11 protein-coding genes and 3 pseudogenes are annotated in these 21,013 nt (G+C 34.9%); 2 read left to right on the top strand and 12 right to left on the bottom strand.

Translation table 11 applies throughout. From position 1 onward, the window contains the following. Positions 1-119: 119 nt before the first annotated feature. Positions 120-300: pseudogene (locus FTU71_RS14715) on the top strand (transposase domain-containing protein); the annotation flags it as partial. Positions 301-790: 490 nt separating this feature from the next. Here the strand turns inward: FTU71_RS14715 and FTU71_RS13305 are convergent. The 11 genes from FTU71_RS13305 to FTU71_RS13255 all read right to left on the bottom strand — a co-directional run bounded on the left by FTU71_RS13305 (position 791) and on the right by FTU71_RS13255 (position 19,923). Further along, positions 791-2,077 (bottom strand): hypothetical protein, encoded by a 1,287-nt coding sequence (locus FTU71_RS13305; protein ID WP_180112071.1) that lies wholly within the window; start codon positions 2,075-2,077, stop codon positions 791-793. Further along, positions 2,074-3,498: a DNA/RNA helicase domain-containing protein gene (locus FTU71_RS13300; RefSeq protein WP_180112070.1), complete on the bottom strand. Its 1,425-nt coding sequence runs from the start codon at positions 3,496-3,498 to the stop codon at positions 2,074-2,076. Before FTU71_RS13300 ends, FTU71_RS13305 begins: the two co-directional genes overlap by 4 nt. Beyond that, complete coding sequence (gene drmB / locus FTU71_RS13295) at positions 3,495-5,315, bottom strand: DUF1998 domain-containing protein (protein ID WP_180112069.1); 1,821 nt, start codon at positions 5,313-5,315, stop codon at positions 3,495-3,497. Before drmB ends, FTU71_RS13300 begins: the two co-directional genes overlap by 4 nt. Then, positions 5,312-8,467 carry a helicase-related protein gene (locus FTU71_RS13290; RefSeq protein WP_180112068.1) on the bottom strand — a complete coding sequence of 1,052 codons (3,156 nt, stop codon included), beginning with the start codon at positions 8,465-8,467 and terminating at the stop codon, positions 5,312-5,314. The genes drmB and FTU71_RS13290 overlap by 4 nt, the downstream gene beginning before the upstream one ends. A 34-nt stretch (positions 8,468-8,501) precedes the next feature. After that, positions 8,502-10,022, bottom strand: coding sequence for a nuclease-related domain-containing DEAD/DEAH box helicase (locus tag FTU71_RS13285; RefSeq protein WP_180112067.1), 1,521 nt, complete (start codon positions 10,020-10,022; stop codon positions 8,502-8,504). A gap of 93 nt (positions 10,023-10,115) precedes the next feature. Then, complete coding sequence (locus tag FTU71_RS13280; RefSeq protein ID WP_180112066.1) at positions 10,116-12,224, bottom strand: AIPR family protein; 2,109 nt, start codon at positions 12,222-12,224, stop codon at positions 10,116-10,118. Next, positions 12,221-13,210, bottom strand: a complete 990-nt coding sequence (locus FTU71_RS13275) for a PD-(D/E)XK motif protein (protein ID WP_180112065.1) — start codon at positions 13,208-13,210, stop codon at positions 12,221-12,223. Before FTU71_RS13275 ends, FTU71_RS13280 begins: the two co-directional genes overlap by 4 nt. Further along, positions 13,210-15,909, bottom strand: a complete 2,700-nt coding sequence (locus FTU71_RS13270; protein ID WP_180112064.1) for a Z1 domain-containing protein — start codon at positions 15,907-15,909, stop codon at positions 13,210-13,212. The genes FTU71_RS13275 and FTU71_RS13270 overlap by 1 nt, the downstream gene beginning before the upstream one ends. Then, on the bottom strand, positions 15,902-17,371 hold the full coding sequence (locus FTU71_RS13265; protein ID WP_180112063.1) for an ATP-binding protein: 1,470 nt from the start codon (positions 17,369-17,371) through the stop codon (positions 15,902-15,904). Before FTU71_RS13265 ends, FTU71_RS13270 begins: the two co-directional genes overlap by 8 nt. Positions 17,372-17,871: 500 nt before the next feature. Further along, positions 17,872-18,615: a hypothetical protein gene (locus FTU71_RS13260; protein WP_180112062.1), complete on the bottom strand. Its 744-nt coding sequence runs from the start codon at positions 18,613-18,615 to the stop codon at positions 17,872-17,874. Then, positions 18,616-19,923: a DNA cytosine methyltransferase gene (locus tag FTU71_RS13255; protein WP_373684973.1), complete on the bottom strand. Its 1,308-nt coding sequence runs from the start codon at positions 19,921-19,923 to the stop codon at positions 18,616-18,618. It lies immediately after the preceding gene. 160 nt (positions 19,924-20,083) lie between these two features. On the opposite strand from FTU71_RS13255, the pseudogene FTU71_RS14710 reads away from it, so the two are divergent. Next, a pseudogene (locus tag FTU71_RS14710) lies at positions 20,084-20,419 on the top strand (DUF4236 domain-containing protein). Here FTU71_RS14710 and FTU71_RS13250 read toward each other — a convergent pair. Further along, positions 20,364-20,628: pseudogene (locus FTU71_RS13250) on the bottom strand (hypothetical protein). The pseudogenes FTU71_RS14710 and FTU71_RS13250 sit on opposite strands and share 56 nt — an antisense overlap. Positions 20,629-21,013 lie beyond the last annotated feature (385 nt).

Below are 21,013 nucleotides of genomic sequence, written 5' to 3'. Positions count from 1 at the left end.
GTCAACGATGTATAACCGGGTGCCGAATGGCGCCTTAGCAGAGGCTTGAGCCGTGTGCTGGGAAACTCGCATGCACGGTTCTTAGGGGGTTGGACGTAGGTAACTGCGTCTGACTACCCGACAACCAAATGCGTCCCTGGGCTTTGGGACGTAAGAACTGGCTATTTGCAGGATCACTGCAGCGGTCAACGAGCTGCCAATATCATGACTTTAATCCAGTCAGCAAAACTGAATGGACTGGACCCTTATGCGTATTTAAGTGATGTGTTGAAAAGACTGCCGACACAGAAAATAAGCTAGGTTGAAGAATTACTACCGCATAAGTGGAAGCCTGCCTGACTCAAATAAGCCTCATTGGATGCTTACAAATGAAGTATTTCAGCAGGAGAATCAACTTTGTGGGAGTAATCGTAGAATCCGAAGCCCAATTCAATGAATAATCTTTTCGAGATTCAATAACTGAATGAGCCGCTCTATGTCTGATTTCAGAGAGATATTTACTTTTGTCATTGATCTTACGAAGCAATAGTTCAAAAAAAGTGTTTCCAAATAAACCAAATACGCTTCAACTAGACTCACCTACTTTGTCGTACTAGGTATCAACCATGATGAATATTTGAATACAACATAACTTTTTGGCATAGAGCCTTTAGGGCTTCCTTAAGCCATTCAAATTTAAGTTATAAATTGAGAATGAAGTCGACCTAACTCTGTGAGTTAACTTAAAACAGTTATATAGGCTTGACTCTCATTCACCCAATAATTAAATTAAAAATCAATATTTTAATATCTAAATTAAACTAATCAGTGTTTCAAGTTCATCAATATTAGGGATATTAACCCAATCCACATAATAGGCCTTTAAAGTTCTATCATAATTCCACACATCCACAGATGTTCCCTGCGTTTTAATCCCTTCTGCATAGATCCTATAATAGCGCTGTTTCATATGATAAATATCTAATTTGTAAGTTTCTACTTGTACTGATTTAAGCCAAATGGCTTGTGCTAAATACAGTGAATTTTTCAGCAACCTAGCTAATTTAGATATTTTTTTGCTATCAACAATCCCTGCACACTCTTCGATCAATGCAATTGCATTTTTTTTATCTTGCCATGACCTTCGATGTAACGACGTCTTTAACCCTATCAAGAAAGCAGCTAAATAGAGTACTTTAGTACCAATTCTAGAACTCTGATCACTAAAATTTTTTAGAACATTAAGATCATCTGACATGATCATCAATGTTGCGGCTCGCAAAAACACCGAACCACCATCATCTGTTAATTTATCTAGATTCAATACCTGAGTGGAATTTATAATAGATGTTAAATACTTAAACCAAATGACTTCATCTTGTGGAGGAACATCTGCCCCCCATAACTCACTCCATTTATCATTAATCTTTTGTAGTAATCCAACTGAATTTAACTTACCGTGCTCAAGAATGCTTTGAATAATGGCCATCATCAAATGTTCAGATAATTTATTATCAATCTCACTTCCAGTTAAATCTAAAACAAGTTGAATCAATAACTGAATACTCAACTCATCTTTTTGAAAAAGTTGGTCAAATGCAACCGCATCAAAACCTTTCCAACTAGCAACATGTCTAAGATTTAATAGCCCAGAAATGATTCGACTGTGATAATTGGGAGCATTTTCAAGATCCTTCCTCGTGAACTTCTGATGGTTTTTTTGCAAAGGCTGAAACAACTCAGGCCTTACGACCCAATTAATACATTCAGTATCAAATTCAGAAACTGCACGAAATCTGAAATCATCTTTTTCCTGTTCAGTTCTAAAAACTAAATAGTGAATCTCCGAAAAATTTATTTGACTTTTCTTAATCTTATTAGAGAAAGCAATAAGAACAGGGAAGTTTCTCTCATTAGTACTTAAAGCAATAACTTCATTATTAATATCGATACTTTCAGAAAACTGATAAGGCGTTACTTTACTAGCCATAGCCACTTGAATATGTAGTGGTGTTGTTTTAAAGTTAAAACTCACAGAAGCTAAGATTGACAAAACTTCCTCCCGATTGGTAGGGAAATAATACATCATCTCGCTCATGCTTTATCCTCACCTTCACGCCACCAAGCACCTTTTTCTTCGGCATACTGAAATCCTAGTTGCAACAATTCCGTACTTAACTTCATATCCGTATAAATCCAAAAATAACCGCCTTTTTCACTGCGATCAAAATAATCAAGCTGATATTGCGCTATCAAAGCTAATGTTGCATCTTCCCAATTTTGTGTATTAGCTTTAGTAACAGGAAGGTGTGGTGAGTCCCAATTGATTCTAGACAAAATATCATGGGGCGGTAATATTTTCACCCTAGAATTTTCAATATCAAAGTTATTGTAATTAATCATTTTCACAATATCACGAGCACGTGATGTAGCCACAAACAATGTCATTTTGTCTAAGTGTAATGAGGCATCATCTAATTTAAGATCAGCCGGATTGACTAAAAATACCGTATCAAACTCTAAGCCTTTACAACTTTGTACATTTAACAAAGTCAGTGTATTTGGCACATCAAATTGCAAATCAGTGACTGGATTTTCTACGTAGGTTTTACTTGAATAAGTCTGAAAACGATAATTCACATCTAAATACTTTCGTATCTCTTTTTCTAAATGGCTACGTGTATTTTCTTTAAAACAAAGAATTCCAACCTCCTTACCAGGATGGTTTTTTAACCATACATTCAAATAATCAAGAAAACTAAATACTGATTGATATTGAATTAATTCAGGTATTTCAGAACACCTTGTTGGCTCTACAGGCATTACACCAACATTTGCAAAAAAACTTTTGGCTAATTTAGCAACTTCTTTAGAATTTCTAAAATTATCTACTAGCTTATAATAATGCTCATCATCAACATTTAACATCTCCTTGATTTCATCTAAGGTAGAATTATTATCAGTAAGTTTTTGATTTTCGTCAGCTAATACTAGACATTTCAATGGGTACTCAGATTCAAGAAAATTACCAATAAATGCTAAACAATTTAAGAAGCTATAAAAGGTTGGTGGAAAATCTTGCCCTTCATCAACAATTAAATAACCAAAACTAAATTCTTCAGCTTGCAATGCCTCATTGGTTATTTGCTCCTCTAAGAAGTTAGTGAGCTTTTCCCAATAAATTTGTCGTCTTTTTTCAGCTATAAAAGTCCTAAGGTCGAATGTTCCTTTTAACATCTCCGCCAAAGAATTTTCTATCCAATCAGCAAAAAAACGGGTAATAGTAATTGTTTGATAAGACTCTTCTGTCTTACCTTGAGTGTATTGTTTCAATACACTATTAAACATTGCTAATTTAGTAGGCATGCCACGCTTCACCATTTCCTCAGCACGCAAACCCGCTATCAGCGTTTTGCCACAGCCTGGTGGCCCACTAACCAAGACATTGGTATCAATCGGAGCATAGAGATAAATATCACGTTGATTCTTTGTTAACTCATCTAATGCCGGCAATCTCACAGCGTTACTCCAAGATATTTTAAAATTCCATAATCTGAGTAAATTAATGCTCGATCCAACTCTGAATTGATATACGCACAACTTGTTTCAGGTAACAATGTGCAGCTATGGCAAGCAGCGTGATTAAAGCCACCTAAACCCTGCCCAAATGTCTCACCACATACTGGGTCTGCAGAACACCATTGTCCTTTTTCTAAAGCATTCATAATTATTCTACTCAATGAATGCCGCTCACCTTGAACAACTAGTCCTCCTAAAGAACCTTCTGAGTCCGAATCCGTTGTGTATATCAATACCCCAGCAAAATCATGCAAAGGATCGTAGTAAATTTTTTCTCTCAAGGAACTCGACGTATAACCACTTTCAAAAGCCAACTGCCTAATCAACAAATGGCATAAGGTATGAATCATCAAAAAAATTGGCTCAATTACAGGTAAAAAATACAACTCTTGTTCTTGACGTTTTTCTTCCAATTTATTGAAATGCTCTTGTTGGTCAACAGGTAAGTGCCTTACCCAAGTAGTCAAAATTTGTAAATTAAACTGAATTAAAATCCCTTCCCCAAATACTTCTGAGACAGGAAGCCAATTTTGTGGCCCACCCAAATCAGCAGGAACAAATGCTTTCGATTCTGAGAGTTTTACACGTTGGAATCCTGTAAATGCACGCACTTCACGGATTTTATGGAGTAATAATGTTGGTTTAAACAGTTGTGCCATCCAAGGCAATTTTTCCTCGATTAAGTTTTCACGAATCGCATAAAAGTTATCCGTCCTAGTTTCACCATTAATCAGACAAGCCTTAAACGTTTCAATTTCTTCTTCCTGTAAGGACAATTGGATTTTTTCGACATTCTCCAATTGCTTTGATTCTGTTGAAAGTACTGTATTGGATTCGTCTAAATATGCAGTAATCACAGATAAATCTAAATTTAACCTCTGAGCTATCTGATTGATCATTTTCTCAAGTGGTAATTTCATGTTGGCATTTCCAACACTAGCGTATAGTTTTTTTATGCGATTAAAATCCTTATCGTTGTCTAATTTGATCTTAACTACATCTGTATTTTGCTGAGTCTGTTCAATTGAGCATGGAATATCAAATGCAGAAACAACTTTTGGGTAATATATATTCGTAGCACCACGCTGCATAACCTTTAATGGTTTATCGCACAAAGTAGGCTGTTCAGAAAAAATCCAAGGATGGTTTGCATAACAATGTAATAACTTCTCTGTGTATTGTGGATTAGTTAAATCTTTTAAAGTTCTACTGCTCTTACAAGCAACACATTGAATTGCAATATTATCTAATCCTGCGCCTTTTGTGTTCACGATAAATTTTAACTGATCTGTTGCCCGACAGTCTCTGTTAGCATTTGGTCCTGAATGTGCCCATAAACGCCAATTTATATCCGTTAAATGTCCATCCTCACACGCTCCCACAAAACGCATAGGTACCATCTTTCCATGACACTCGGAATGAATACATGTGGGTTGTTTTACTCTGCCATATCCATCTACTTTTTCATACTCAGACTTCCATTGCACAATACTTCTACACTTTTCACAGAATAGCGCACGAGGAAAACGTGATACTAATAAAGTTGCATCCTGATCAGAAAATTTATACATTTTTCGACTTATTGCATTTTCTAAGCGATCCAGTTTAAGCTCAGTGAAGCGATCTTTCGGCGGTATATCATTATCGCCTATCCATTGTTCAATTCCTGGTATAAGAAATGACTCGTGAGCAATGTCCACCATCGCACCAACACTAGAAATAGCAGTTAAATTACTAGCTCGCACTTCACGCTTCATGCTTCAATACCACGCTTTTTATGTTTTACTTTAAGACCGACAGGAATATCAACATTCCTTAGAGATTGTAAGGTTTCAATACCATTCCCCTTGCTTTTAAATGGCTTAATTAATGATAAATGTGACTTACTCCCCGAAGAATAAAACATCAATGCCCGATCACTTGATTTTCTAACCTGCTTCCACTCATCAATAAATTTTATAAGTTTTTCAACAATGAAAACTTTATCTGCTCCAGCTCGTTCCATGCGTGCTGCTAACAAATCTTTCAGCACCTGTATTTCATCTTCATATGTAAATATATCGTGAGCATGCTCGTTGGCATATATATGCTTGGATACCATGCGTATTAAAGCGAGAAATGCTCCATGTAAAGCACGATTTAATGCAGGATCAGCAAAAGGAGTTATGCTTGTTGGCTCAACATAGCGATAAAATCCCTGATGAAAGGATCTAAAAATCTCATAGTGTGAACGATCACGTGGTTTTGATGGACTATACAATGTAAAAACCACACCAGGTAGGCTATTCTGTTTACGTCCAACACGACTAGATGCCTGAATATATTCAGAAACCATCTTAGGTTGACCATTTATCATCATTAACCCCAAACGTGGTACATCTACCCCAACCGATAACATGTTGGTACAGGCAACATAATCCAATGCACAATCCGAACGCTCATTCTTAGAAACCTTTAACTCCTCTAACATCTGTGGAATTTGGCTATCTTTCAAATTAGAGGATAATTCCTTAATATTTTCTGACTTTAATATTCTTGACTCGCCCATCTGCCTAAGGCGAGCAGGCACATCGTCATGAATTAACGTCATGGATTTGCCTAATTCACGCTTGCTGTTATGGTACGCAACCAATGTCCACCACGTATCAGTGACCGCACCCCACTGTTCATAACAGTCTGCTGATGCAGCTAATAAACCTGTACTTGCAACCACGTTAGCAAAAGTCGGACTATGGCCTTGGCTCAATGCTCCTATATACAAGCGACCCATTTTTTGACTTTCTGATTTGGAGAAAAATGAGTTCTCAGCCGACAATCCTGCTGGTGGAAAAATACTACACGTACGACCATAAAGCTTCTGAATTTGATCTTTCGCCTTTCTGATAGTGGCTGTTGCACAAATATACTTTGCTGGCTTAGATTTAGCAGTGATAATACAGTCCAATGCGGCTTCATAACTGCCATTGACTGTACCTAAAGGACCCGAAATCAAATGTAATTCATCCTGAATAATCAAAGATGGTGCCTGAACTTTTTTACCATCCCCAAAAAAACATCTTGCTTCAGGTTTCCAAGCTAACATCGCAAATTTATCAACTGTAGCTAACAACATTGTAGGTGGATGTCGATAAAGACTTTCGTCTACGTAGCGAATTGGCAAACCTTTATGAAAAAAACAATGCACATTTGGACAAAATAATTCAACTTCCTGACGCTGCTTATTCCATCTTGCACCAACACCTTCATCACCTATTTTTTTAAAGGCAGGAATTATCGCTGCACTACAACACGGACAAGCCTTTAATGGAATTTTATTATTTTCTACCAAACCATTTGTATTAAAAATCGCCATCAAATCATCATATGCCCCATCTTCACCTTTGTTACTATTTGGTGTAGCTCCCCCCCCAACCCATAATCCGAGAGAGTATTCCTCACGATCTTGTAAAAGACCGTCCTGACGCATAGATTCCAATGCACAAATTAAGCCACCTGCACGTTCAAACTGCTGAATCGTTAACAATCGTAAGGTATAACGCTTAATCACAGCAGTACCCTGAACATTTTCTATCATGCGTCTTCGCAACATCTCAAATGCTGCTACAGCTAAATACGCTTCAGTTTTACCACCACCCGTTGCAAACCAAATTAAATCTACGATATCGCGATCTTCATCTGTTTCGTTCCATAAACCATTTAAGGACATTAAAAAAAAGAAAATCTGAAAAGGTCGCCAAACTGCAATTGATTGCTTTTCCCTATCTAGAAGGTTAAATGCTGAACTTTGAAAAATTTGCTTTGACCGTGAGTCTGAATCACCCTTATAACGTGAACGCAACATGCTGAGTAACATGGCATGGTTGGCTAGTCGAAATACTCGCATAGCATCGGATGATTTCTCTAATAGATCAATACCACGTTCAGCTCGATCAATAGCTGCAAAAATACTCGATAAAATTTCTTTTTTGACTTCGGTATATTTTTCTTCAACATTTTGAAAACTTAAGCTTTCTGCCCATTCTCTATATACTGCAACAAAGGCACGAAAACCTTGTAAGGGATCAAACTTATTATCACTTAAATTGACTAACTTAAATGCCTCTGTAATCTGCTTATCTAATCCCTGAATTTCCGTAGTAACAGATGGCACCTCTACCAATGGTAAATAAGACGTCCGAACAAATGGAACTTTACCATTTTGGACTGTAGGCCAATAAGCACTACAAGCATGTCCTAATGCGAACGTTGGCATATTACTATATTGCAATTCAAGTGCTAATAATTCAGAGTCAGTGGTTAAGTAAGAACTATCTTGGTATTTGATTACGCCATTTTCTGGCGTGCATTTCATTTCAACCTGAGTCAAAATATCAGGAACTGAAACTGATTTATCTGTTATTTTTTGATTAATTAGACTTACTGTCAGAATTTTATAATTTGTATATGATCGAATTTTAATAGAAATGGCAGCATGACCTTCTAGCACATAAATTGGACTCAATATTGGCTCTGATAAATCAATATTTTTGACTTCGGCTTGATCATTATGATAAGGCTGCCGAACCCACCCTTGATTTAATTCTTCATCCTGATCTTGGATATAACGTGCTGCTTTAACTTCGACTTGAACGGAATTACAATCTAAACCAACAGCAAAACTTAATCCCGCACTAGCAGGTAAACGTTGGAATAATAAGTCCAACTGCTGCTTATCTTCATCGTGCTCAGATAAATCATTAGTATCTTCAATTGATGCATCCTTTGGGAAAAGAAAGCCACATAAATATTGTTTATGAGGAGGCTCATGAATAAACTCTCTCACTCCTCCTTTTGGCCCAATAATTTTATCGCTAATTTTTAAAAGGAAATCGTTTCTGATTTTTTTTAAATCATATACTAATTCCGACATTCACCAGCCCTCTAGTTTTAATTTCACATATTATTTAAAATAATAATTTATCTAAGTATCCAACATGACACAGTATAGTTAAATTAACGCGAGCGCGTGTCATCCCTATATATATATCTGATAAACTTTGAGCACTTAAATTAGAAAAATCATTTAGAATTAAAATTACCTGATCAGCTTCCAATCCTCGATAACTCCTGATATCACTATAAACCAAAAAGTTACTTTCATCTTCACTTATTGAAATAAATTTTTTAAATAAAATTTTATTTTCCTTTAATTTATTAATGGAACCATCAATTAATGCATCATATTTTTGATATAAAATAACAGTACTATTATTATCAATATTATCTTTACACAATAAATTGGCACTTTTTATCAACAAGCACTCTAGATCTTTCTCATCAAAAAAACTCTCAACATTGACTTTATTACCTACACCTTGGATTCTTGCCAAACCAAGTTCAGCTTGGATCAGAGCTTCAACTGTATTAATGATATGTTCCGTATTTCGTACATTTGTATCTAAATTAACAATAATTGCCTGATCAGCATACCAATCCAACAACTCTTGCTCTGGAGGAACATCCATAAATTGGTAACTCTTATCCATGAATATCCTAACCTTCCCATGCTGAAACTTTCTTATGTAAGGCTGTAAAATTTTTTTACTATAAAAATCTTGGCCTTCATCAATAAGCAAGACATTATATTTAGAGGGTATTTCATCACTACTAACTGCAATATCCCAGTCCTTTAAACGTTCTTGCAAGCTTTCTTTTAATTTCTGATGCTTTATCAAGATGATTGGCTGATTACCTTTTAACTTTTCCTTAATAGCAGTATGAATTAATAATTCTGTTTTTCCACTGCCTGCGCTCCCAAATACTACAATCATTTTATTTGAATCAATCAAATTGAAATATTTTTTTTGCTCCTCGGTATATTCATGAATTTGTTCCAATACAAATCTATGACATAGTCTCCTCGTCATCGTGATATCGAACTTAGGTAGAAGATAGTTTTTTAATTGGGTAAGTTCAAAGCTCGAATATAACTTTTTATTTTTACCTGCAGAAAGTTGATTTAACCAATTCAAAAATCTATTTCTGTCTATACACACTGTTCTATCGGCAACTTTAGCTTTAGGAAAATAGATCATATTTTCTTTTAATATGGTAAATGGAAATATTACTCCATGTTCTATATGTATATCTAAGTCTAAGTCTAAAGCAATCATCTGCTCTAATGCTATTACTGCAGATTGAACTTGTTCTAATGGGCTCTCATAACTCCTATAAACTTCCTTACCATTAGTATATGTCCAAATACCATCTTGACATGAAACATATCCACCTTTGACTTCTAATGCGATGACATTCTTCCCCCTTATGATAAGGAAATCAATTTCACTCCATCTTTTATTTTGATGTTTAGGTAAATTTACAGAATGAATAACCGTTCCTTCTTCCTCCAACTCCTCTAACAACCCTCGAATATAGGCCTCACCTTTAAAACAAGGCCTTAAAAGGCACTTAGGGTAAATATCCATAATAGACTCTCAATTTACACTTAATTTTTATTATTCTAAAAAATTATATAAAAAAACTGCCCTATTATAATCAAGCCATACAGGGCAATCATGTTACCAATCAAGCAATGACTCTTTATCATTTGCATTAAAACGTTCAAACTCTTGCTGATAATTAGTCAAAATTCTTTCCAAAACAAAGCATTGCTTAGCAGATAAAGCTTGCTTCCCCATTCCTGCCGTTTTGAGAATTCCCCGATCCTTAAAACTCAATTCATGCTCCCTATCAATATAATTTAGCAACTCCTTCCAATAATACCTGTCGATAGCATTGATTTTATCTTGAACCAAAATAGAGTCAGCTAATTTCTGCTTAATTTTTGCTTCATCTACAATACTTTCCTGACTCTCGCTATCTACTAATTCTGATAAAAACTCTTTATTAATGTATGCATTCAGACATGTAGCTTCAGCTAAAATTGTGCCCCAACACGCATCTTTCTTCGCCCACTCAGATATATTATTAGTAGTTCTAGCCTGATTTGGACTTGTAAGAATACGGTTAATTTCTCGAGTAAGATTAACTAATGTCTCTGCAAAAGCCTCTGAAAGCTCCTGTTCACGCCAAATTTTCAAATAATCAATTGTTTTGTTATTATCTTTCATAAATTTAGCCAAATAAGCTAAAGTATAAATCACAATATTGGCACGATAACCATTTGTATACCAAGGTTGAGCTGAAACAAGCTTCTCGGTTTGCTTAAAAATAATCGCTCTAGCGACTATTTTTTTGAAATAATATTCATTGACTTCACCTTGAATCTCCATATTTTTCCAGTTTTTGGTAATTAACTCAGAAAATTTAGTAAAGTTCTTCTGTGCTCCCATATTTACCCATTTTGGCTCAGGACAATCCCAAACCATCATAAATTTAGCAAGGTCAGTTTTAGTGAATAGTTGGGTTTTTGGATATTTAATTTTTAATAAAGCTCGGCTACCACTAGCTAACATTTCATTATATTGTCCACGAGAACGCTCATAAAACCATCCAGAATCTCGTAAAGCATTTTTCATAGGTGGCGCCCACAATTTTCGTGATAGCTCCTCAATGCGAATATGATAAGGATGATTTGCAGATAAATCTGAAAGGTTTACTTTATTTTGTGTGTTGGCATATTGAGAAATACGTGGAACCACTATCTCACTTTGTTCATGTGAAACTTTCGTTAATTTCATTTGCACAAAAATTTTTGATAAATCAGCCTTATCTTTTATCTTGGCCTTCGCTAGAGAGGCTGTGGTTTGTCCACCATTTACAATCTGTAAATCAACTACCTTAGATACATAAGTACGACCATTTATTATTTGTACTTCAACATCGGACGCTGTCGCAGTGATACCATTATTATAAGAAAAGAAATATTCGGGTTCTTTTAAAATACTATTACGTATACCTTTATTAACTCCGCCCTTAGCCTGAAGAAAACTACGAACATTTTGCTCCAATAAGCGGGCTCCATAATCATTATAGAGATCGGCAAGTATATCACCAGGGCAAATAACTAAATAAGATGGGAGTGCAGTATCACCCAAATGAGCAGGTAAACACTCTAGATGCTGTGTGTAACGATCAATAAGATCGATCTCTAAAGCCTCACGACTAAGATTGGATGATTTTAATTTATAAAACCGCTCGATATCCCATAAATGGTATTTAATATTAATACCTTCAAACTCCTCACGTTTAAAATCTTTACGTGCTGAAAGTACTCGCTCACTAAGTAAAAAAAGGTTTACTTCTTCAATTTTTTCTCTATAAACATCAATATATTCTGCAAGTTTATACAAGGCGGTGGATGGATCAAATTCTTGATATAAATTCTTACTGTAAGCCTCCTTAAAGAAACTTAATACTTTTTTAAATATACCATCAATATCATTTTTTGTAAGACTCTCGAGTTCTGAGCGCTGTTCAAAATCAGTTACGATCAAATTTAAAATAACTTGACCTGTATTTTCATTTTCATCAATATTGAAACCATTCAATAATAGATTACTTTGGCTAGGCTGCTCACATAGCTCACAGTCAGATAAATCACCGATTTCAATCAGTTCTTGAACATATTCACCAACAAAAGCCTCTAAACTGAACATATTGAATGCCGCTGCAGCTGCAGCAACATCCTTTTGTAAACCTTTAAAAAAATCCTGCAATGCACTCATAGAGCTGCCCCAACCTTTGCTAGCAAATCCATTACCTTGTATTGATCAATCAAATTCAGATCTAGCTCATAACTCACATTTAAAATTCCATTAGGAATCAAACTTGAATCAAGCTTAGGAAAGGCTTCTGTAACTTGATAAGTATGTAAAGGTCTCACCACATAACAATATTTATCGTAATAATGATCTTCAATATAATTGGACTCTAATAGTTTTTGCTCAAAAATACTGTGTAATATTACATTTTCTTGTTGAGCTAACTTTTCTTTTAGATCGATAACCTTACTATTCAACGTGACTACATCTTGTGCATAGTCAGGTGCCTCTAAAACGGCCGTCACATGTAAATATAAATCTGATACATTCTTTTCTAGCTGATATAACGATGATATTTTGACACTTCTTTTATCAATACTACCGATAGATTTAATTTCAACAACAAGATCTTTAAAAACAAAATCGTGTTGTAACCGCTCTGGCCCATACCATGCCTGTAAAATTTCCTCTGCATCAGAAGGATAAGTCGTCAATAGACTATCAAGAAAATTTAGTTCTGCGAGCAACCCTCGAATTTGTTCAGGTCTTAATTTCCCATACTGAGTTGAGGAAATAAATCGTTTCCAGTTTTTAAGTTTTAATAAAAATGCTTCTACAATCCGTTGTTCTTGATCTGTTTGATCTAAATCTCGTAATACAAATTGAATGAATTGATCAAAATATTCAATCAATTTTTTATCTTCTAATTTAAATTGTAAGGCAAAGCCCTTTGACAATTCCCTATAATCCGAGCTCACAGCACCGATATCAACACGATGTTTATTAAATACATCTCTTAGATCCTTTTGATGCTGCACAATCACAGAAAAGGCATTCTGCTGATCTCTCGCAATAAAAATATTTGCTGATAAGTATTCGCCAATACGACGTGTCGTGAATGCTTGTATAGTTGGAGTACTTAATTCATCCCAAGGCAGCAATACAGCCATTACACTTCTTCCTGTACTTCAATCACTATTTTTGAATCCATATAAATACGGTTAGCATAAATTTGTACAGACTGATCTGTATCCATATATGGAAAACTTAAACTTAAGGCTGGATAGCCTAATTCATCTACAGGATTCCAATTTAATTTTTCTTCCTCTTGAATCTCATCTAACTGTGTAGACAACTCAACCAGGTAAACAATTAACAATGGTTTATTCCGTATTTTTCGAAACTCCCTACCAGTTGGCTTTTGTACCTGAGCTATTTGTTCAGTAGTAAGGCCAATTGATTCATCTGTGTTTGATCCCAATCGACTTTTATTGAGCTGATAGTTTTCATTCCCTTTTTTTGTAACCTTATTACGTTCAACAGCACGAATATCGGCAAAACTGTTCAGTTCATGTCCTGCTTCATGTCGAGATCTAAAGACAACATCTATTTTGGAATGCTGTGATTGTATTGCAACCAAATAACGTGCTGCAGCATCCATTAATACATGACTTTCAGTAACCTCTGAATCGGCACCAAAACGATATTTCGAGAGTAATTCAATCACAATTGAAAGATTAACATCGTTAAAATAGGCACCAGTTGCACATTGTTTAATAAGAGTACTCTTTGTTAAAACATCCCAAAAATCTTCTAAGACTTTATAATTTACAGCATGTATTTCTGCGTGGTCACAGAAAGTAGTTTGCTCTTGCAATTTCCCACTAAAGCTTCGTTTTAATACAACTGATTGGGCACTTTGCATTTTATTACGGGCCGTGATCATTAATCCTACATCACTTGCCCGAACATATAGACCAAAGTCTTTAGGTGTCTTTTTCAACTGATTCATTTCTGCGATTTGACGACGCACATCTTCAGCAGCCATCGTAATATGCTCATACCATGAATATGCTTCATCTGTCATATAAATACGGCAAAGATCTTCATATTGCGGACGGTAACCAAACCAACGCCCCATTTGCAACAAAGTATCGTACATCTGTGTACTGCGGTAGAAATAGCTAACTATTAGCCCTTCAATTGTCAACCCTCGGGACAGACTGAATCCGCCAATAGCAATCACCATCAAACCACGATGTCCATACTCACTATAATCTAAAGAATCGGGAGATGAACTATTCACAGCACAAGTTTTAAAGACATATTCTTTTTCAGAGTCATCAAATATTGCCCTTAGCTCAGTAGATATTTGCTCCCACCCAATGTCACCTCCATCCAAATCTTTTGCATCTGAATAAAACCTTTTAAAAGTTTTATGCAAAAATGCAATATATTCATTTTCTAAAGCATTTGGCATTGCAGAAAAACTAATAATTTGTGCACCTAAATCTTGCACAAAATCTAGCACTTTATTTTTTAATTGAATTTGTACATCAGTAAAAGTTGATACATTGATTAACATTGAACAATGTTCATGTGCATCTTTACGTATATTACGAATGCATTTAGCTATTAAGAAACAGCAAATAGCCTCTTTCAAAGATTCAGGAATATTTTTTACTGTGAGTGTTTTCTTATGCTTCATTGGAATATGTTGGCCAATCTCTTTCTCATCCAATGGTACATGGATATATTTATAATCTTGGTCCAAGAAAATTTTACGCGCCCCAAAATAATTTGTAGGTGCATCTAAGTTATAAATAAAATCTTTTGGAAACAAATCTTCTTCACAATCTCCATAGGATTCTGGATCAATAAAAATATTGGCAAATGGTGTAGCAGTATACCCGACATAACTTGCCTGATTAAAACATTTTAAAACTGTACGGATATAAAAGTTTGTTTGTGTGGGATCAAGTTCAGAATCCCTAGTATTGATAGAGGCATTATCTGCTTCATCATCAATCATCAACATCGGAGCATTAATTTTACCATTAGATTTTGCCCCATTCATATTAAAGTTGACCAACCAATCATGCAAACTACGTAATGTTGATACGTTTTTCTTAATAACTAAAATAACAGGTTTATTAAAGTTACTAATTCCCGTTGCAATACTATTTGCTAGATTTTTATTGAAGTCATAATCAACTGTGGTAAATGAAATAGGATGAGGGAAAATTCCATCACAAAAATGTGCCACACCAATTGGTGTTTTTCCTTGATCAGTACTACTAATACGACCTACGAATCCCTCATCAATACGCTGCTGAGTCTGTGAACGTAAGTTATTATGAATGCCAGCAATTACAATAATAAATTTATATCCAGCATCTGCAGCTTTTGTTAATAAAGATAGATAGTTACTTGTTTTGCCTGATTGCACATCACCAATCACTAACCCACGGCGTTGGAAATTATGGTTTGTACGGCGCGGATTTCCCATTAGACTCAAAATGCTATCATTTACGCGTGAAATTGAATTCACAACGCTCGGTCCCATCCCTTTATCTTTTAAATATCGCTCATACGCTGTTGCATATATCTTTTCCTCTGATTTAATTACTTTAATCCAATCCTGATCATGTTGAGCTTCAGCACTCACAACTGAAATACCAAGTTCCATCGTACAATTCACTTTGGACTCAACATAACGGATGATGGCATCCAAATCACCATCATAGTCAGAAAACATTGCTGCCTTTTTTACAATATTTTTTATATGCTCAATTTCAAATGGCCCATCTTGTGTAGAACATTTAATAATTGCGATTTGTGCCACGTCGTGCTGAATTGTATTAAGCATAATATTCTTCTACCCATTGATCTAAATCATTAGTGTATTGACTAAACAAGCCACAGGTCACTGCTGCATCTTTCAACTTGTCCTTAGTCATATTTTCTTCCTGCATAAACTCAGCAAAACGAAGAAATTTTTGTTTAGTTTTTTGCCGATCTACTTGATCAAACATCGCAATCTGCTTTGGGTTTACAGCCATATCAGAATAAATACTTTGCATAGGCAAACTACTTTGAATGATTTCTACCAAAGATTGAAAATGTATACGCTGATCACTAGATAAAGTGTTAAAGAAGTTTTGGTAGAGCGGGAAGTTAGTATTTAATTTATAACTAATCTCTTCACCTGAGAAACGATTCCACGGAGATTGGTTTGTTGTTAAACTTTTACTAACACGCTTCGTAGACATCCGTACACTCGCGGTCGTAATTTTCCCTATAATACGCCTAAGAGCTTCTAATACCGCATATGGTGGAGAAGCTTTTGACTTTTTAATATCAATCGTCCATTGATGATCAATTTGTTTATCAAAGTTAATTTCTACACGTGCATATTTACTGTTTTCTGTTTTAGGAATTAAACGAAACCAATCTCCCCAAACCATCAAACGATCATTGCGGTATACATAAGCACCTTGACCATTTAATAAATCACTACGTTTCTTAAAAAGCTCATATTCGGCCGAATTCATTTTACTATAATGCGGTAAAGTATATGCTTGAAGTAAGACTTCTGAATCATCAACTAAAATTTTTTCTGTGCCAATGAGTTGGGTAAATTGATTAGATAGACAAAATGGATTAAATGCTTCAATTTCATGGTGATTAAGGCATATCTTTATTTTTTCTGTTTTGGCCGTACCCTCAATAAATTTATGGAATACTAATCCTAAATGTTCTCTGAGTTTTGTTAGCAAATAACCTAAATAATTTTGTGCTTGTGTATGATTTTCAGAAAACTCTATACGGTCAATATCATCCCAAATAACAATTGTTCCGTGAACAGCTATTTGATCTAAATACATAGAATCAATTGATAGCTCACTAGGATCAATAATTTTTAATAGCCATTGATCACTTTGAACTACATAATCTAAGTCCCATTGAGCCGCAGACATCTTACCTTCTTTACAAGATACAACTGTAAGTTTTCGTGCTTGTGAAAATGATGCTGTTTTTAAACCTAAACCAAATCTTCCTAAATCTTTTTCTTCACGAATTTCTATTGGAGATTTTGTAGCAAATCTCAAAGCTTGATATAGCTCATCCGAATCCATTCCCTGACCATTATCAATAATCAAAAAACGTGGTGATGGAGTAATGCTGAAAATTAAATCAATTTTTGTCGCTGCAGCAGCTATACTATTATCAATGATATCTGCAACAGCTGTATCTAGGGTGTAGCCTATGTCTCGCATGGACTGTAAAATAGATGCAGCACTTGGTATTAATATTTTTGTGGAATTCATCTTCATCTTTATAAATAAGGATTATACTCAACCAATATACCTTATTTTAGCTTAAAACATAAAGTATCCTTATTAGACCTTTTTATTATTTAAAATCAACACCCATTCTCAAAATAAATTACAATCAATAGTTATGTATAGTCTATTAATAATATCCCATCACAAAAAATCAAACTAATAGTTTTATATAAAACCACCTACCATTTTAATTATATAACAACTAAAAATAAAATATGATATTTCAATTTATCTAAGTAAAAATATTAAGTCCACAATATTACCTGCACACAAAACCATGTAAGACTTTGATTTTAAAATTTTTTCTTGAACTTCAACCCAAAAACTAAACCAAAAAATTCATAGTGTTAGGCATTAAACAAAGTCTCGATAATATCAAGTTTATGTGACACAGTGCCAATCAAATATTAAGTATCTAGTCATAGATTCAATTTATGATGGTGCTTTCTATTAACTTCAATATCAAAATTTACCAACCTTTATTAGCAAAGTTCCATTTGAGATAGATGAGAAACTTCTAGCTCTTCACTTTCCGTCCATTGCTTAGCCATCGCTTTAGCCATTCCAGGAAAAGTTTTACTACGTAAATTTCGTCTTTGCTCAGGTGTTTTTGCTTTTTGCAACGCTTCAACATACCATAAAGGCATAGTTTTCCCATTCTGCAAATAATATTTCTCACCATGCCCAACAATTTTGGTAGGCTTTAAGGGATTTAATCCTTTCAACCATAAACATGTGGTTTTAGTAGCCTCATCACCAAACATCCATGGTTGGACAATTTGATTAGGCTTTCTGAAACGAGAGCTTAAAATACCAATAGGATTTTCAATAGCTATTTTTTTAATAGGAGCATTATAAAGACGCATCACAAAATCTATTGCTGCTTCTCTATCCATGGCTCTATTAGGAAACTTTGGATGTGACCTGCGCTCATCCTTTGGTAAAAGCTTATCTTCAGGATGATAGTACCATTTAGCACCGCTAGATGCTAAAAAAGTGCATGGAGGATGAGCAATCATTAATTCCCATTCATCTACATAAACCGTTTGACCATTTTGTAACACCCCCCCCTTATTACTAATTACTTCGAAAACATCTGTATTAAAATGCCATTCTGGATGCCCACCACTACATTTCAAAAGATCGCAACTATAAGCTTCGTGACCTAAGAGCCTCAACTCTTGTGTAACTGCTTGGCTTTCCTCACATGCAACTAAAACTTTCATTTAACTTACTAAAACCTTATAGATACCCTTTGCTATTTTTTCAGCCATCAATGGTGGCACAGCATTGCCTATCATTTTGTAGCAATACCCTTGACTGCCTAAGAAATCATAATCTAAAGGAAAAGATTGCAAAAGTGCGGCTTCACGTACTGTAATTGTTCTAGCCTGATCAACATCAGGATGTATAAACAATAATCCATCCTTCTGTAGATGAGCCACGATTGTTGGTGATGGTCTATCCCATTCTAAATTTCTATATTTACCATATTTAGTTTTTTTACCAAGAACAGTATTATAAAATTCTAATTTTTCATGTGTGGACTTACGGTTCATATCGTCTAAAATCCACTTTTTGAAAATATTAATATCTCTCAAGTTATGATAACGAGGATTATGTAAATGTACATATTGCCCTTGTCTCATGACATGAGATATATTTTTTCCTTTTTCTTTTTTAGGTTTTTCTAAAGGATAAAGTTTAGGTAACTCACCAATTATATCACCTACATTCACAAGTTTATTTGTTTTCAATTCATCAATATTTGCATAAATTTCTTTTAGCTCTAACCCTGAATCTTTGCAAACCCCGATAATTATTAGCCGATCTCGCTTTTGGGCAATTCCAAAATCTGATGCAGTGTAAAGTGTATCTTTTAATTTTTCAGGCACATTAATCTCATAGCCAATAGCCCCAAATGCTTCAAAAATTCGCTCAATCACAAGTTTATCGCCAGGTTTTGCACTTAATATACCAGGAACATTTTCAAAGACAAATAATTTAGGCTTAAACTCATCTACAACTTTGATAAAACTTTCGAAAAGATAATTACGGTAATCATTTTTCATTGAGTTTTTATCTTGGGCACGGCCTGCAATCGAGTATGCTTGGCAAGGTGGTCCACCAATAACTATATCAACATCCCGCTCACCAATTAAACCACGCAAGCCATATTTCTTCACAAAAGGGTGATTAGTTGCACCAAATATCTTTTCAGACTCTCCATTCCATTGACCAAAAATCAACTCTTCAGTTTTTTGAATATCAAAATGTATAACTGACTTCTCTGCAGATTCAGGTGTATGCTCCCATTTCTGAATAAGGCGATGACGGAGCGTGTTCACCATCGGCAATTCCCATTCAACATGTGCTAACCCATCAAATAGCCCTGATTGTGTAAAACCTTCAGATAGACCACCGCAGCCAGCAAATAAGTCAATATATGTGAATTTCCGCATCTTCATTTTAGGAACTTGATAATTAGTTACGATTATATCAATACAGAGGAAAAAAACTGGTCGCTTTTCCACCACCCCCTAAATATAAAGAGGGTATAAGTAGGATTTTCTATTAAAATACAAGAAATTGGGAGGAAATTCTTCATAAAAAATATAAACTTATTGACAGTTTGATCAAGTCCGTATTTAAAAAAGCGATGTCTCTAGCACACTTGCCCCTTTTCGCAGAAGTATTAAAATTTCACTTATATTAAAAATCAACCTGACACATAAAGACATCAGCAGTGCGAGCATTGACAAACCTAGTGCCTCTTTAAAATATTAGTAAAAAAGAACCCGAACTAGCGTTGGTATTCAAGGCACCAACCCTATAAGAATAGAGCTAGCAACCAAGGGAATTATGCTCAGGAACAACAATCGGTCTATACATCACATACCGATCAAGCCAAATCGAACGTCTAAATTTGGATCAGTATGTTCTAGGATAATTAAAGCCTGTCACATTGATAGGTTCACTTCACCCCAAACCCATCTAGAGCAGAAGGGTCAAAATTTTCATCAAACATAAACTCATCAACTCGCTCTTTTTTTAATGTCATCAAGGCATAAAAGAAACATTTCTCACATAGCTGCAACTCATATCTTTCCCCATCATGCTTGGAACCATAGCCCCCAATAAGCCGATAAAGTTCCAAACTCCAATTTAGTTGATTGGCTACATACATCACATAAAACATCTGTAACGACTTCTACCTGTCTCAGTTGTTTAATTTCCATATTAAGAACCTCTAGGTTTTAAAATAAATATCATTGCTATAATTTGTGACCCAGTTCTTAAAAACACAAAAAAAATCACAACATACTGTATATGAATTGTAAGTGGACACAAAATATGGGGTAGATCAACCTTGTTTAATATTTCAAAAAACTATAAGAGTATTCACGTGATTATTTTTTACACTTCTAAAGGACTATGGAAACGGCTTTCGATTTCAATGAAAAATTTGGCACACCTAAAAAATTGTTGTGCAAAAATTTTCTCTGTACACGACAAAAATAGATAACTCATTGAAATAATGTCATAATAATTGTTTTCTAACGACGAATACTATGACACATCTCAATGAGTTATATCTTATCTTAAACAAATATCTAAAATGGA

The sequence above is a fragment of the Acinetobacter sp. YH12136 genome, assembly GCF_013418545.1.
GTDB classification, from domain to species: Bacteria; Pseudomonadota; Gammaproteobacteria; order Pseudomonadales; family Moraxellaceae; genus Acinetobacter; species Acinetobacter towneri.
The sequence above is the reverse complement of the archived record's forward strand: the minus strand, read 5'-3'. Positions and strand labels throughout refer to the sequence as shown.